This is a genomic window from Kitasatospora sp. NPDC101447, assembly GCF_044767225.1.
GTDB lineage: Bacteria > Actinomycetota > Actinomycetes > Streptomycetales > Streptomycetaceae > Kitasatospora.
Map to the genome: position 1 here is coordinate 424,596 of NZ_JBIWNL010000004.1, position 14,334 is coordinate 438,929.

8 protein-coding genes and 1 pseudogene are annotated in these 14,334 nt (G+C 74.1%); 7 read left to right on the plus strand and 2 right to left on the minus strand.

The window, feature by feature from the left end:
* The first annotated feature begins 65 nt into the window (after positions 1–65).
* The 4 genes from ilvC to ACIRST_RS08895 all read left to right on the plus strand — a co-directional run bounded on the left by ilvC (position 66) and on the right by ACIRST_RS08895 (position 6,949).
* Complete coding sequence (gene ilvC / locus ACIRST_RS08880) at positions 66–1,064, plus strand: ketol-acid reductoisomerase (protein WP_350520176.1); 999 nt, start codon at positions 66–68, stop codon at positions 1,062–1,064.
* Positions 1,065–1,295: 231 nt separating this feature from the next.
* The gene (gene serA / locus ACIRST_RS08885; protein WP_350520343.1) at positions 1,296–2,882 is read left to right on the plus strand and encodes a phosphoglycerate dehydrogenase; all 1,587 of its coding nucleotides are present in this window, start codon (positions 1,296–1,298) and stop codon (positions 2,880–2,882) included.
* 291 nt (positions 2,883–3,173) lie between these two features.
* The gene (locus tag ACIRST_RS08890; RefSeq protein ID WP_350630965.1) at positions 3,174–3,335 is read left to right on the plus strand and encodes a hypothetical protein; all 162 of its coding nucleotides are present in this window, start codon (positions 3,174–3,176) and stop codon (positions 3,333–3,335) included.
* 218 nt (positions 3,336–3,553) lie between these two features.
* Positions 3,554–6,949 carry a S8 family serine peptidase gene (locus tag ACIRST_RS08895; protein ID WP_402800928.1) on the plus strand — a complete coding sequence of 1,132 codons (3,396 nt, stop codon included), beginning with the start codon at positions 3,554–3,556 and terminating at the stop codon, positions 6,947–6,949.
* Positions 6,950–7,039: 90 nt separating this feature from the next.
* On the opposite strand, the gene ACIRST_RS08900 is transcribed toward ACIRST_RS08895, so the two are convergent.
* The gene (locus ACIRST_RS08900; RefSeq protein WP_402800931.1) at positions 7,040–9,550 is read right to left on the minus strand and encodes a YfhO family protein; all 2,511 of its coding nucleotides are present in this window, start codon (positions 9,548–9,550) and stop codon (positions 7,040–7,042) included.
* 229 nt (positions 9,551–9,779) lie between these two features.
* Between ACIRST_RS08900 and ACIRST_RS08905 the strand changes: the two genes are divergently transcribed.
* The 3 genes from ACIRST_RS08905 to cimA all read left to right on the plus strand — a co-directional run bounded on the left by ACIRST_RS08905 (position 9,780) and on the right by cimA (position 14,162).
* A complete protein-coding gene (locus ACIRST_RS08905) occupies positions 9,780–10,820 on the plus strand; it encodes a 3-isopropylmalate dehydrogenase (RefSeq protein WP_396552006.1) in 1,041 nt (346 codons plus the stop codon).
* Positions 10,821–11,035: 215 nt separating this feature from the next.
* The gene (locus ACIRST_RS08910; protein WP_396552005.1) at positions 11,036–12,148 is read left to right on the plus strand and encodes a branched-chain amino acid aminotransferase; all 1,113 of its coding nucleotides are present in this window, start codon (positions 11,036–11,038) and stop codon (positions 12,146–12,148) included.
* 409 nt (positions 12,149–12,557) lie between these two features.
* On the plus strand, positions 12,558–14,162 hold the full coding sequence (cimA, locus tag ACIRST_RS08915) for a citramalate synthase (RefSeq protein WP_350526744.1): 1,605 nt from the start codon (positions 12,558–12,560) through the stop codon (positions 14,160–14,162).
* 67 nt (positions 14,163–14,229) lie between these two features.
* Here cimA and ACIRST_RS08920 read toward each other — a convergent pair.
* Positions 14,230–14,334, minus strand: a pseudogene (locus ACIRST_RS08920) (ATP-binding protein); the annotation flags it as partial.

Here is a 14,334-nt window from a genome sequence, read left to right on the forward strand (position 1 = left end):
CCCGCCGGGACCGCATACGGTGAACACCGCGAACCCGGCACCATGATGCAAGGAGATGTGCCCCCGTGGCCGAGCTGTTCTACGAAGACGACGCCGACCTGTCCATCATCCAGGGCCGCAAGGTCGCGGTCATCGGCTACGGCAGCCAGGGCCACGCCCACGCGCTGTCCCTGCGCGACTCGGGCGCGGACGTCCGGGTCGGTCTGAAGCCCGAGTCCACGTCCCGTGCCAAGGCGGAGGAGGCCGGCCTGCGCGTCGTCACCCCGGCCGAGGCCGCGGCCGAGGCCGACGTCATCATGATCCTGGTCCCGGACCCGATCCAGGCCGACGTCTACGCGGCCGACATCGCCCCGCACCTCAAGGCCGGCGACGCCCTGTTCTTCGGCCACGGCCTGAACATCCGCTACGGCTTCATCAAGCCCCCGGCGGACGTCGACGTCTGCATGGTCGCCCCGAAGGGCCCGGGCCACCTGGTCCGCCGCCAGTACGAGGAGGGCCGCGGCGTCCCGGCGATCGTCGCCGTCGAGCAGGACGCCTCGGGCAACGCCTTCGCCCTGGCGCTGTCGTACGCCAAGGGTCTGGGCGCCACCAAGGCCGGCGTCATCAAGACCACCTTCACCGAGGAGACCGAGACCGACCTGTTCGGTGAGCAGGCCGTTCTCTGCGGTGGCACCGCCGCCCTGGTGAAGGCCGGGTTCGAGACCCTGGTCGAGGCCGGCTACCAGCCGGAGATCGCCTACTTCGAGTGCCTGCACGAGCTGAAGCTCATCGTCGACCTGATGTACGAGGGCGGCCTGGAGAAGATGCGCTGGTCGGTCTCCGAGACCGCCGAGTGGGGCGACTACGTCACCGGCCCGCGGATCATCACCGACGCCACCAAGGCCGAGATGAAGAAGGTCCTCGCCGAGATCCAGGACGGCACCTTCGCCAACAACTGGATCGCCGAGTACAAGGCGGGCCTGCCCAAGTACAACGAGTACAAGAAGGCCGACGAGGACCACCTGCTGGAGACCACCGGCAAGAAGCTGCGCTCGCTGATGAGCTGGGTCAACGAGAAGGCCTGAGCCTTCCCCGCCCCCCTTTTGTAACGCCCTTGTACAAGTAGGCTGCTCTCGTCCGGGTGATTTCGCCGGACGGGAGCAGCCTGGCACCCAGCCCGTCGATACACTTCCGAGTGCGCGTCAGGCCCACAGCGTCGTGCGTCTACCTACGCGGCATGCCACCTTCCCCCGCCCTTCCACGCCACCTTCGTGCCGGGGGAACCGCAGAGTTAAGGACACACTGTCGTGAGCACTGTGACATCCAAGACCGCCGTCGTTCTGATCGCCGAAGAGCTGTCGCCCGCCACCGTCGACGCCCTCGGCCCCGACTTCGAGATCCGCCACTGCAACGGTGCCGACCGCACCGAGCTGCTCACCGCGATCGCCGACGTCGACGCGATCCTGATCCGCTCCGCCACGAAGGTCGACGCCGAGGCACTGGCCGCCGCCCGCAAGCTCAAGGTGGTCGCCCGCGCCGGCGTCGGCCTGGACAACGTGGACGTCGCCGCCGCCACCAAGGCCGGCGTGATGGTCGTCAACGCGCCGACCTCCAACATCGTCACCGCCGCCGAGCTCGCCTGCGGCCTGCTGATCTCCGTCGCCCGCAACATCGCGCCGGCCAACGCCGCGCTCAAGCAGGGCGAGTGGAAGCGCAACAAGTACACCGGCGTCGAGCTGAGCGAGAAGACCCTCGGTGTCGTCGGCCTCGGCCGGATCGGCGTCCTGGTCGCCCAGCGGATGTCCGCGTTCGGGATGAAGATCGTCGCGTACGACCCCTACATCCAGGCCGCCCGCGCCGCGCAGATGGGCGTCAAGCTGGTCACCCTGGAGGAGCTGCTGGAGGTCTCGGACTTCATCACCGTCCACCTCCCCAAGACCCCCGAGACCATCGGCCTGATCGGCGACGAGGCGCTGCACAAGGTCAAGCCGACCGTGCGCATCGTCAACGCCGCCCGCGGCGGCATCGTGGACGAGGAGGCGCTCGCCGCCGCGCTGCGCGAGGGCCGGGTGGCCGGCGCGGGCCTGGACGTGTACGCCAAGGAGCCGTGCACCGACTCCCCGCTGTTCGCCTTCGACAACGTGGTCGCCACCCCGCACCTGGGCGCCTCCACCGACGAGGCGCAGGAGAAGGCCGGCATCGCGGTCGCCAAGTCGGTGCGCCTCGCGCTGGCCGGCGAGCTCGTACCGGACGCCGTGAACGTCCAGGGCGGCGTGATCGCCGAGGACGTCCGTCCGGGCCTGCCGCTGGCCGAGAAGCTCGGCCGGATCTTCACCGCGCTGGCCGGCGAGGTGGCCGTCCGGCTGGACGTCGAGGTCCGCGGCGAGATCACCCAGCACGACGTCAAGGTGCTCGAACTGTCCGCGCTGAAGGGCGTGTTCGAGGACGTGGTGGCCGAGACGGTGTCCTACGTCAACGCCCCGCTGTTCGCTCAGGAGCGCGGCGTCGAGGTCCGCCTGACCACCTCCAGCGAGAGCCCCGAGCACCGCAACGTGATCACCGTGCGCGGCACGCTCGCGAACGGCGAGGAGATCGCCATCTCCGGCACGCTGGCCGGCCCCAAGCAGACCCAGAAGATCGTCGGCGTGGACGCCTTCGACGTGGACGTGGCGCTCACCGACCACATGGCCTTCTTCAAGTACGAGGACCGCCCCGGCGTGGTCGGCGTGCTCGGCCGCCACCTCGGCGACGCGGGCATCAACATCGCCGGCATGCAGGTCGCCCGCGACGGCGGCGGCGCGCTGGCCTCCATCACCGTGGACAGCGAGATCCCGCAGGACGTGCTGACCGTGATCGCCGCCGAGATCGGCGCCCGCTTCGCGCGCTCGGTCGACCTGGGCTGACGGGTCCCCCGCCCGCGCAGGGCCCGGACCGCCGTAGGACGGCGGTCCGGGCCCTGCTGCGTTCCGCCGGGTGACTGCCGTCTCAGATAGTAGGAAATCCAAGTATTCGTGCAGACACGGCCGGGGCGGGGTCGTACCGTGGAAGAGCCATACGGTGTGCCGCCCCTGTAGCCAGGGCGCGCGGCCCGTGTGCGCGTGCGCCCTCACGGGCAGGCGATCCCTGCCCCCGCGCTCCTTCCCTCCCACCCTCCCGCCGCGCTCTTCGAGCGCGCCGCTTCCAAGGAGCCCGGTATGCCCACCACCGTCGACCGCCACGCCCCCGCCGCCCCCGCCGCCGCCCCCGTCCGCGCCCCGCGCCGCCGTCGGGCCGCCGAGCGGAACAGCTACGCCGCCGCCGCGCTGCAGCGCTCGCTGGACCGCCGGGACAACGGCGGTGTCACCGGCCACCACTGAGCCGAGCCATGGGTGGCGTTCATCGGGCTACTGGGCCGGACGGGTTGACGGTACGTCACCCCGTAGAGTGCAACATCGGTCCGTCCGGGGGAAGTTGCTCGCCCGGCCCGGCGCGATCATCCTAATTTGGGGCCCCCGGAAGGGTGATCGACGGCCGCGCGGGCGGGCGTCAGCGGCACGGAGTGCGGATCAGTCCCCCTGCCGGGGGAGAGGGCCCAGTGCGTCTGCCACCCGTCCGCCGACCCGTCGCCCGGATCGGCCTCACCCTGGCCCTGCTGGCCGGGAGCGCCGTCCTCGCCGCCACCCCGGCGGCAGGCGGCCAACCCACCGCAGGACCACCCACCGCAGGACCACCCACCGCAGGACCGCCGGCCGCAGGACCGCCGGCCGCCGGATCCCCGGCGGCCGGTCGAACGGCCTCCGTGCTGCTCGAACTCACCACCGAAGCGGCCGGCCCCGCCTGGCGGCGCGCCGCCGACGGGGCCCGACGGGAGCAGCGCTCCCCGGAGGCCGTCCGGCGGGAGGCCGCGCAGGCCGGTGCCGCCCAGCGGGCCCGGGCCGGAGACGCGCTGGAGCAGCTCGCCGGGGCCGTCCACCGGACGGCTCCGGCCGCCCGCGAGCTCTACCGCACCCACACCCTGCTCACCGGGCTCGCGGTCAGCGCCCCCGCCGACCGGTTGCCCGCGCTGCGGGCGCTGCCCGGCGTCCGGGCCGTCCACCCGATCGTCAACAAGCGGCGCGACAACGCCTACTCCGTCCCGCTGACCGGCGCTCCGCAGGTGTGGTCCGGTGGCGCGGCGCCGGCCGGCACCACCGGCGCGGGCGTGCGGATCGGGATCGTCGACAGCGGCATCGACTACACCCACGCCGACTTCGGCGGGCCCGGCACCGAGGAGGCCTTCCGTTCGGTCGAGCGCGGCAAGCCCGCGCCGGCCGCGCTGTTCCCCAACGCCAAGGTGGTCGGCGGCAAGGACCTGGTCGGCGACGACTACGACCCCGACCCGGCCTCCCCGCGGTACCAGCCCGTGCCGCACCCCGGGGACAACCCGATCGACTGCGTGCGCAACGGACACGGCACCCACGTCGCCGGCACCGCCGCCGGGTACGGCGTCACCGCCGACGGCCGGCCGTACACCGGTCCCTACGGCCCCGGGCTGGACCCGGCCTCGTTCCGGATCGGCCCCGGCGCCGCCCCCGGCGCCCAGCTGTACGCCATCCGGGTGTTCGGCTGCGACGGCTCCACCGACCGCCTCGCCCAGGCCCTCGACGTGGCCGCCGACCCGAACGGGGACGGCGACCTCGGCGACCGGCTGGACGTCGTCAACCTCTCGCTCGGCAGCAGCTTCGGCAGCGCCGACGACACCGACGCGCTGGCCGTCGACCGGCTCGCCGCGCTGGGCACCGTCGTGGTCGCGGCCGCCGGCAACGAGGGCGACGTGTACGGCATCGGCGGCAGCCCCGGCACCGCCGCCCGGGCGATCACCGTCGCCGCCTCCGTCCACGGGCACGCCGACGTGGACGGCGTCACCGTGCTCGCCCCCGCCGCGCTGGCCGGGGTCGTCCCGGCACACTGGAGCGAACGCTACGAGGGGTGGGCCACCGCCGACGTCGGCGGTGAACTCGCCCTGCCCGCCGACCAGTCGGACGGCTGCGCCGCCTTCGACGAGGCCGACCGGCAGCGGCTGGCCGGGAAGGTCGCCCTGCTGGCCTGGACGACCAGGGACGCCGACCGGGCCTGCAACTCCGGCCCGCGCGCCGACCACGTCGCCGACGCGGGCGCGATCGGCGCGCTGTACGCCGCCGACTCCGACCACCTCGCCGAGATCGCGGGCGACGACCGCGTCCCCGTCGCCCTGCTGGCCCGCGCCGACGGGGAGCGCCTGCGCCGGGCCGTGGCCGCCGGGCCGGTGCGGGTCCGGCTCGCCGCCCCCGGCAACCGTCTGCACGGCTCCGTGGCGCAGAACCAGCCGGCCCGGGTCGACACCCTCACCGACTTCACCTCCCGCGGCATCGGCGTGCCCGGGGTGGTGAAGCCCGACCTCGCCGCCCCGGGCGAGACCATCTGGTCCGCCCTGGTCGGCAGCGGCACCGGCGGCCAGCGCGAGAACGGCACCTCGATGGCCACCCCGCACGTCGCCGGGCTCGCCGCGCTGGTCCGCGCCGCCCATCCGGACTGGCCGGTCGAGCAGCTCAAGGCCGCGCTGATGAACACCACCGCGGACACCTACGTCGGCGACGACCACAGCGGGCCGGTCTACGGGCCCGAGCGCACCGGCGCCGGGCGGGTCCGGGTCGACCAGGCGGTCCGCACCCCCGTCGTCGCCTACGCGGCGGGGCAGGGCGCCGAGGAGGGCGGCGTCGGGGTCTCGTTCGGGCCGGTCGAGGTCGGCGGGCCGACGGCGCTCGTGCGGGAGATCGAGGTCCGCAACCACGGTGACTCGCCGTTGAGTTACCGCACCGGCTACGCGGCGGCCACCGAACTGCCCGGCGCCTCCTTCACGGTGGCCCCGGAGCGGGTCGACGTGCCGGCGGGCGGCACGGCGCGGGTACGGGTCAGGCTGTCCGTCCCCGGGGAGTTGGGCCGCGCGCCCGACCCGACCATCGACACCGTGCAGGGCGGCAAGGCGCGCAGCTACCGGGGCGAGCTCTCGGGGCGGGTGCTGCTGACGCCGGTCGCGGGCGGCGCGCTGCCGCAGCTGCGGGTCCCGGTGTTCGCCGCGCCGCGGCCGGCCTCCGACCTCACGGTGACGGCCGCCGTCCGCACCGTGCGCGACCGCACCCTCGTCACGCTCGGCGGCAGCGCCGCGCCCGGGGCGACGCCCGGACTGGTCACCGCCCTCGCCCTCGGCGGCGAAGGAGCCCGCTGGGCCGACTGCCCGCCCGGCAGCGGCACCGCCGTCGGGCCGGGCGCGGGCATCCGGCCCGACGGTGCGGGGGAGGGGGCGGACCCCGGGCAGGACGTCTGCGTCGAGCACCCCGGCGAACGGTCCGTGAACCTGCGGGCGGCCGGCGCCGCCGTCGACTCCGAACTGCTGTACGTCGGCGCGCAGGTGTGGGCCCCGGCAGCCACCCCGGTCGGGCTGTACGGGGTGCGGGTCGCGCTGGACACCGACGGGGACGGCAGCACCGACGTCATCCTCAAGGCCGACCGGCAGCGCGGCAGCGACGTCCTGGTCTCCCGCGCCCTCGACGCCCGTACCGGCGCCGAGCTCGACGTCCAGCCGCTGAACGCCCGCTGGGGCGACACCGACACCGCGCTGCTGGACAGCGACGTCGTGGTCCTGCCCGTCCGGCTGAGCGTCCTGCCCGGTGTCGGCCCCGGCCACAGCACCGTCCACTACGGCGTCTGGACCGGCGTCGCCGGCCCCGGCACACCGGATCCGGCCGAGGCCTACGCCGCCATCGGCCTGCGCGGCACCCGGCCGGCCGTCCCGGTGGACGTCCTGCAGCCGGCCCTCGACGCCCGGGTCGGCCTCACCGGGCCTCCGGCGGTCATGGCCCCGGTCGGCCCCGGCGCCGTCCTCACGGTGCACCGCACGGCGGGCTCCAAGCTCCTGCTGCTGCAGCACCTCAACCCGGGCGAGCGGCGGGCCCAGGTGCTGACCCTGCCCTGAGCCGCGGCAGCCGATTGACGGGGCGGCCCGCCGACACCGGTCGGCGGGCCGCCCCTGCGCGTTGCGGGCGCCGTGCGCGTTGCGGGCGTCCTACGCGTTCCCGGCGTCCGTGGTGTCCGTGGCGTCCTTGGCGTCCCGGGCGGCGCGCCGCTCGCGGCGCGGGGTGCGGGTGGGGCGGCGGGAGAGGCGGGCGAAGACGGCCACCAGGCCGAGGGCGGCGACGGTGGCGGAGCCGACGGTGAGGCCCTCCGTGAGCCCCGGCGGGCGGAACGAACAGGCGACCCGGGAGGCGCCGGGGCCGAGGGGCACGCCGATCATGCCCAGCACCGGGGTGGGGGCGGAGGCGCGGCCGCCGTCGACGGCGCAGGTCCAGCCCTCGGTGGCGGGGACGGCGAGCAGCGCGGTGCCGGTGGAGCCGGCCGGGAGGGTGGCCGCGAGCGTGTGCCCACCGGCGTCGACGCGGGTGGCGCCGCCGGCGGTGAGGCGGGCGACGGCGGCCTCCAGGGCGCCGGTCCGCAGACAGCCGATCGGGCGGGCCGGGACCTGGCTGACGGTGTCGGAGCGCAGTGTCACCCGGACCACCCCGTCCGCCGGGACGGTCCCCAGCCGGTGGATCGGCACGGCCGTGGTCGGCTGCTCGCCGTCGCTGCGGTAGGCGGCGCCCAGGGCGCTGACCGTGCCCCGGTACCAGACGCCGTGGAAGAACGCCGTCGACCCGGGCGTGCAGGCGGCGGTGAGGACGGTGCCCTCCTCGCCGGGCGGCACCGACCAGCCGCTGGTCCCGTGCAGGGTGGGCGCCGGGCCGCCGGCCGGGACGGGCAGCGGGGCGTCGTACACCTGGCTGCCGAGCAGCGACTCCTGCCGGGACCAGACCGAGGAGGTGTCCGGGCGGGCGCCCGGGGGCAGCACGGTGACCAGCGGCGGCGCGGCGGCCCGGACGGGCGTGAAGCCGTACGGCGGCGGACCGTCGTCCAGGTGGGCGCGGACGGCGAACAGTGCCTGCCCGACCGGGTCGGTGACGCTCTCGGTCTGCCGCCCGCCGGCGGTCCAGCCCGCGCCGAGGTCGTGCAGCAGCAGGGCCGCGACGGTCGGCAGGTACCCGCTGAAGTAGCCGCCGCCCTGGCCGCCCAGCAGCAGCGGATCGTTGGTGGTGAAGGCGTGCGGGCCGGGGTCGCTGCGGCCGCGCGGCCAGTCCTCGGCCGCGCGGACCGCCGCGTGTCCGGCCCGCACGGCCGCCGGCCGGACACTGCCGGAGGGGGCCGCGCCGAGCGCCGCGTACCCGGACCAGACGGCGTTGCCGAACACCGCGCCGCCGATCACCCAGGTGGCGACGGTGTTCGCCCGGCGGTCCGGGTGGCGGCGGTCCAGGACCCACAGCGCGGCGAGCAGGACGGTGCCGCCGACGGCCAGCAGCACCCAGGTGGCGGTGCGCACCGAGTGCAGGCCCGCCGCGACCGAGGCGATCACCGCGACCACGGCCGCGCCGCCCAGCAGGGTGAGCCGGTCCGGCCGGTGCGCCAGCGACACCCAACCGGCCAGCACCAGCAGCCCGCTGAGCACGAAGGCGACCCGGTACGGCCCACCGGCCGGGATCGCCAGGCCGTGCCACACCAGGACGGTCGGCGTCCAGACGAAGCCGAGCACCACCAGCACCAGCGCCGCGCACCAGGCCGCCCGCTCCCGCGGCCGCACCCTCCGGTTGAAGGGCAGCCCGCACACCAGCAGCAGCCCGAACAGCCCGATCGCCACGTCCGGCAGCCCCCGCCCGCCGTGGGTGGCGGGCAGCAACTGGGCGAGGTGGCCGCCCAGGCCGGACGGGCCGAGCGGCTCCACCGGGGACTCGGGCTGGGCGCGCTGCGCCGCCTGCACCGCGACGAACAGCACCGGGGAGGCGAGCAGCACCCCGGTCGTGGCCATGGTGACCGCCCGGCCGGTGGCCCGGACCCGTTGGCGCAACGGCCGTGACGTGGCGAACAGGCGGACGGCGAACAGGAGTCCGGCCGCCAGGGTGGCCAGCGCGGCGGTGTACAGGTTGCCCGCCCAGGCCAGCGCGACGCAGAGCGTGCCGGCCACCCAGCGCCGCTCGCGCAGGCACCAGTCGGCGGCGAGGCCGAGCAGCGGCAGCGAGACCAGGCCCCAGAGCCACATCGGCGCGGCCCCGCCGACGTCCAGCACCCAGGCGCACAGCCCGTACCCGACGGCGGCGAACGCCCGCAGCCAGTGCGGGCCCGGATGGAGGCGGCCGAGCAGGCGGGCCATCAGGGCGGTGCCGAGGCCGATGGTGGCGAGGGTGACCAGCAGGACGGCGAGCTCGCCCCGGTCGCGAGGGAGAAACGCGGTGAACCAGGAGAACGGGTTCATCAGGTAGGCGAAGAAGTCCGCCAGGAACGGGACGCCGTACCCGCTGTTCCAGTTGAACAGCACGTCCCCGGTGGCCTCCCCGTGCAGCAGGTCCCACAGGTGGGCGTGGTACGGCACCGCGACCTCCTCCGCCCCGGCCGGCCACCGCCCGCGCAGCCCCAGTGCCAGCGCGTACCCGCCCATCGCCAGGGCGGCCGCACCCCCGCTGACCAGCACCTCCCGCCGCCGCTCGCCCTGCACCCACGCGCCCCGTTCTGCCAGTGACCCCGGACCTCGCCACCCTAAGCGCGCCTCCAGCGCGAGCCACGACGTACGCGCTCCGTCGAAGGAGTGATGAAGTGGCACCGGCTCTGCCGGCCTGTGAAGGTGTCGCCGTGGCAGCAGACATCGACCCGGTGCCGCCACTCCTGTGCGTCCGGATGGTGGACGCCAGGTGTCAGCCCCTGGGACGGCGGAGTAGGGTCCGAGCATGTCTCGCACCATTCGTCTCGCAGTTGTCCCGGGTGACGGCATCGGTCAGGAAGTGGTGGCCGAAGGCCTCAAGGTCCTGGGTGCCGTGCTTCCCGCCGATGTGAAGCTGGAGACCACCGAGTACGACCTCGGGGCCCGGCGCTACCACCGGACGGGGGAGACGCTGCCGGACGACGTGCTGGCGGAGCTGAAGTCGCACGACGCGATCCTGCTGGGTGCCATCGGCGACCCGAGTGTGCCGTCGGGCGTGCTGGAGCGCGGGCTGCTGCTCAAGCTGCGGTTCGCCTTCGACCACCACATCAACCTGCGTCCGGGTCGCCTCTTCCCCGGGGTGCGGTCCCCGCTGGCCGGCGAGCCCGACATCGACTTCGTGGTCGTCCGCGAGGGCACCGAGGGCCCGTACGTCGGCAACGGCGGCACGCTGCGCACCGGGACGCCGCAGGAGGTGGCCACCGAGGTCAGCCTGAACACGGCGTACGGCATCGAGCGCGTGGTGCGCGACGCCTACCGCCGGGCGCAGGCGCGGCCGCGCAAGAAGCTCACCCTGGTGCACAAGAACAACGTGCTGGTGCACGCCGGGCACCTGTGGACGCGGATCTTCGCCGAGGTCGGCAAGGAGTTCCCCGAGGTCACCACCGACTACCTGCACGTCGACGCGGCGACGATCTTCTTCGTCACCCAGCCCGAGCGCTTCGACGTGATCGTCACCGACAACCTGTTCGGCGACATCCTGACCGACCTCGCGGCCGCCGTCACCGGCGGGATCGGCCTGGCGGCGAGCGGCAACATCAACCCGAGCGGTGAGTTCCCGTCCATGTTCGAGCCGGTGCACGGCTCGGCGCCGGACATCGCCGGCCAGGGCAAGGCCGACCCGACCGCCACCGTGCTGTCGGTCGCCATGCTGCTGGAGCACCTCGGCTTCGCCGCCGAGGCCGCTGCGGTCGAGGCCGCCGTCGCGGCGGACCTGGCCGAGCGCTCCGGCACCCGCAGCACCTCCCAGGTCGGCGACGCGCTCGCCGGTCGAGTATCGGGCGGCTGACGAGCCGGACCGACAAAAGGTTTCCGGCCAGGTGGGCCGGACCGCATAACCGCAGCTCGCGGCTCTGATAGGAGCCGGTGGCTGTTCGGCACGGCCCTCTGGATGCGAGTATCGACAGTGGGCCGTGCCGTTGTGCGCTCGTTCCGGCGTTCGATCGCCGAAACGTCCCTGCAGCGGTGGCGGCCCGGACCAACCCCACGGTGAAGGAAACAGCCATGAGCACGCCCACCCAGGCGCCCATCACGTTCGACCTCAAGCCCTCCGCCCACCCGCTGCCCGCAGCGGAGCGCGAGGCCCGGCTGACCAACCCCGGCTTCGGCCGCGTCTTCACCGACCACATGGTCACCATCCGCTGGACCGAGGGCGTGGGCTGGCACGACGCCCAGCTGGCGCCGTACGCGCCGCTGGAGATCGACCCGGCGAACATGACCCTGCACTACGGCCAGGCGATCTTCGAGGGCCTGAAGGCCTACCGCCAGGCCGACGGCTCCATCGCGACCTTCCGCCCGGAGGCCAACGCCGCCCGCTTCCAGGCCTCGGCCCGCCGCCTGGCCATGCCGGAGCTGCCGGTCGAGACCTTCGTCGAGGCCGTGGAGCTGCTGGTCCAGCAGGAGCAGGAGTGGGTCCCGAACGAGCCGGAGCAGAGCCTCTACCTGCGTCCGTTCATGTTCGCCACCGAGGTCGGCCTGGGTGTCCGCCCGGCCAACTCCTACCTCTTCATGATCATCGCCTCGCCGGCCGGCGCCTACTTCCAGGGCGGAATCAAGCCGGTCTCGGTCTGGCTGTCCAAGGAGTACGTCCGGGCCGCGCCCGGGGGCACCGGCGCCGCCAAGTGCGCGGGCAACTACGCCGCCTCGCTGGTCGCCCAGGCCCAGGCCGCCGAGAAGGGCTGCGACCAGGTCGTCTGGCTCGACGCCGCCGAGCACCGGTGGGTCGAGGAGATGGGCGGCATGAACCTGTACTTCGTCTTCGGCGAGGGCGAGGACGCGAAGATCGTCACCCCGGAGCTGTCCGGCGCGCTGCTGCCCGGCATCACCCGCGACTCGCTGCTCCAGCTCGCCTCCGACCTCGGCTACGCCGTCGAGGAGCGGAAGATCTCCACCGACGAGTGGCAGCAGGCCAACGCCGACGGCACCCTCACCGAGGTCTTCGCCTGCGGCACCGCCGCCGTCATCACCCCGGTCGGATCGGTGAAGTCCGCCGCCGCCGACTGGACCGTGGGCACCGGCGAGCCCGGCCCGATCACCATGGAGCTGCGCAAGGCGCTGCTGTCGATCCAGGGCGGCCAGACCCCCGACACCCACAACTGGCTGCACAAGATCGTCTGATCCGCGGGCGCCCGCATCGGCACCGCATCCGCACCCGTACCGGCTCCGGCCCGCCACGTTCCGCATCGCGAGACGGGCGGGCCGGATCCCGGGGGCTGTGCCAGACTGCCGACGTGTCCTCGCTTTCGCCGATTATTGGCAGCAGGCGCGCCGGTCCGCAGTGACCGCTCCCGCAGGACCCGATGCGGAGCGACCACGAGCGTCCAGACCCGCGCGCAGACCTCTCGCACCCGCGAGGGGTCTTTTGCTTTTGGGGCGAGGCCCCGACGAGCAGCCACCCGGACCGGCCGAGAGCCCCCACGAAGGGCTCGGGGACACCGGGCCCGCGCGCGAGATCCTGGACAGTGGAGCCGGGACCAGAAGACCGGCCGGAGCAGTACGAACCTCCCCGAACGGAGAACCAGGGGTCATGACCGAGGTCAGCCGTACCGACGACAGTTTCCACGTGTTCGACACCACGCTGCGCGACGGCGCCCAGCGTGAGGGCATCAACCTGACGGTGGCGGACAAGCTGGCCATCGCCCGGCACCTGGACGAGTTCGGGGTCGGCTTCATCGAGGGCGGCTGGCCCGGGGCCAACCCGCGCGACACCGAGTTCTTCGCCCGCGCCGCCGCCGAGCTGGAGCTGCGGAACGCGCAGCTGGTCGCCTTCGGCGCCACCCGCAGGGCCGGCGGCCGGGCCGCGGACGACCCGCAGCTGGCCGCGCTGGTCAACTCCGGCGCCCCGGTGATCACCCTGGTCGCCAAGTCGCACGACCGGCACGTGGAGCTGGCGCTGCGCACCACCCTGGACGAGAACCTGGAGATGATCCGGGACAGCGTCGAGTTCCTGCGCGCCCGGGGCCGCCGGGTGTTCATCGACTGCGAGCACTTCTTCGACGGCTACCGGGCGAACCGGGAGTACGCCCTCGCCGTGGTCCGCACCGCGCACGAGGCCGGGGCGGACGTGGTGGTGCTGTGCGACACCAACGGAGGGATGCTGCCCGCCGGCGTCCGGGACACCGTCGCCGACGTCCTGGCCCGGACGGGCGCCCGGCTCGGGATCCACGCCCAGGACGACACCGGCTGCGCGGTGGCCAACACCCTGGCCGCCGTGGACGCCGGGGCGACCCACGTCCAGTGCACCGCCAACGGCTACGGCGAGCGGGTCGGCAACGCCAACCTGTTCCCGGTGGTAGGCGCGCTGGAGATCAAGTACGACCGCCGGGTGCTGCCCGAGGGCCGGCTGGCCGAGATGACCCGGATCTCGCACGCGATCGCCGAACTGGTCAACCTGACCCCCTCCACCCACCAGCCGTACGTCGGCTACTCGGCCTTCGCCCACAAGGCGGGCCTGCACGCCTCCGCGATCAAGGTCGACCCGGACCTGTACCAGCACATCGACCCCGAGCGGGTCGGCAACACCATGCGGATGCTGGTCTCCGACATGGCCGGCCGGGCCTCCGTCGAACTCAAGGGCAAGGAACTCGGCTACGACCTGTCCACCGACCGGGACCTGGCCGGCCGGGTGGTCGCCAAGGTGAAGGAGCAGGAGAACCTGGGCTACACCTACGAGTCGGCCGACGCCTCCTTCGAGCTGCTGCTGCGCGACGAGGTGCGCGGCAGCCGGGACCGCTTCTACACCCTGGAGTCCTGGCGGACCATCAGCGAGCAGGGCCCGAACGGGATCTCCGGCAACGAGGCGACCGTCAAGCTCTGGGCGAAGGGCGAGCGCCGGATCGCCGTCGGCGAGGGCAACGGCCCGGTCAACGCGCTGGACCAGGCGCTGCGCACCGCGCTGGAGGGCATCTACCCGCCGCTGGCCACCTTCGAGCTGGTGGACTACAAGGTCCGCATCCTGGAGGGGCAGCACGGCACCGGGTCCAAGACCCGGGTGCTGATCGAGTCCACCGACGGCACGTCCACCTGGTCCACCGTCGGCGTCGCCGACAACGTGGTCGCCGCCTCCTGGCTGGCGCTGGAGGACGCGTACACCTACGGTCTGGTCCGCGCCGGCCTGGAGCCCACCGAGTAGCCGGCCCGCGACGTGCCAGTGGCCCGCCGGACTCCGCGTGGAGTCCGGCGGGCCACCCGTGCCTGGGTCACCGCAGTCGGGCGAGCAGGGCGTGTTCGACGAGGGTGATGAGGGCGCTCTTGGCGCTGTCGCGGCGGCGGGCGTCGAGGGTGATGACGGGGGTGTCGGCGCC

What these genes read in the sequence shown, in the direction of transcription:
- ACIRST_RS08890 (WP_350630965.1), top strand. Translation starts at nt 3,174, where the DNA reads ATGCCCACCACCGTCGACCGCCACGCCCCCGCCGCCCCCGCCGCCGCC.
- ACIRST_RS08905 (WP_396552006.1), top strand. Translation starts at nt 9,780, where the DNA reads ATGTCTCGCACCATTCGTCTCGCAGTTGTCCCGGGTGACGGCATCGGT.
- ACIRST_RS08910 (WP_396552005.1), top strand. Translation starts at nt 11,036, where the DNA reads ATGAGCACGCCCACCCAGGCGCCCATCACGTTCGACCTCAAGCCCTCC.
- cimA (WP_350526744.1), top strand. Translation starts at nt 12,558, where the DNA reads ATGACCGAGGTCAGCCGTACCGACGACAGTTTCCACGTGTTCGACACC.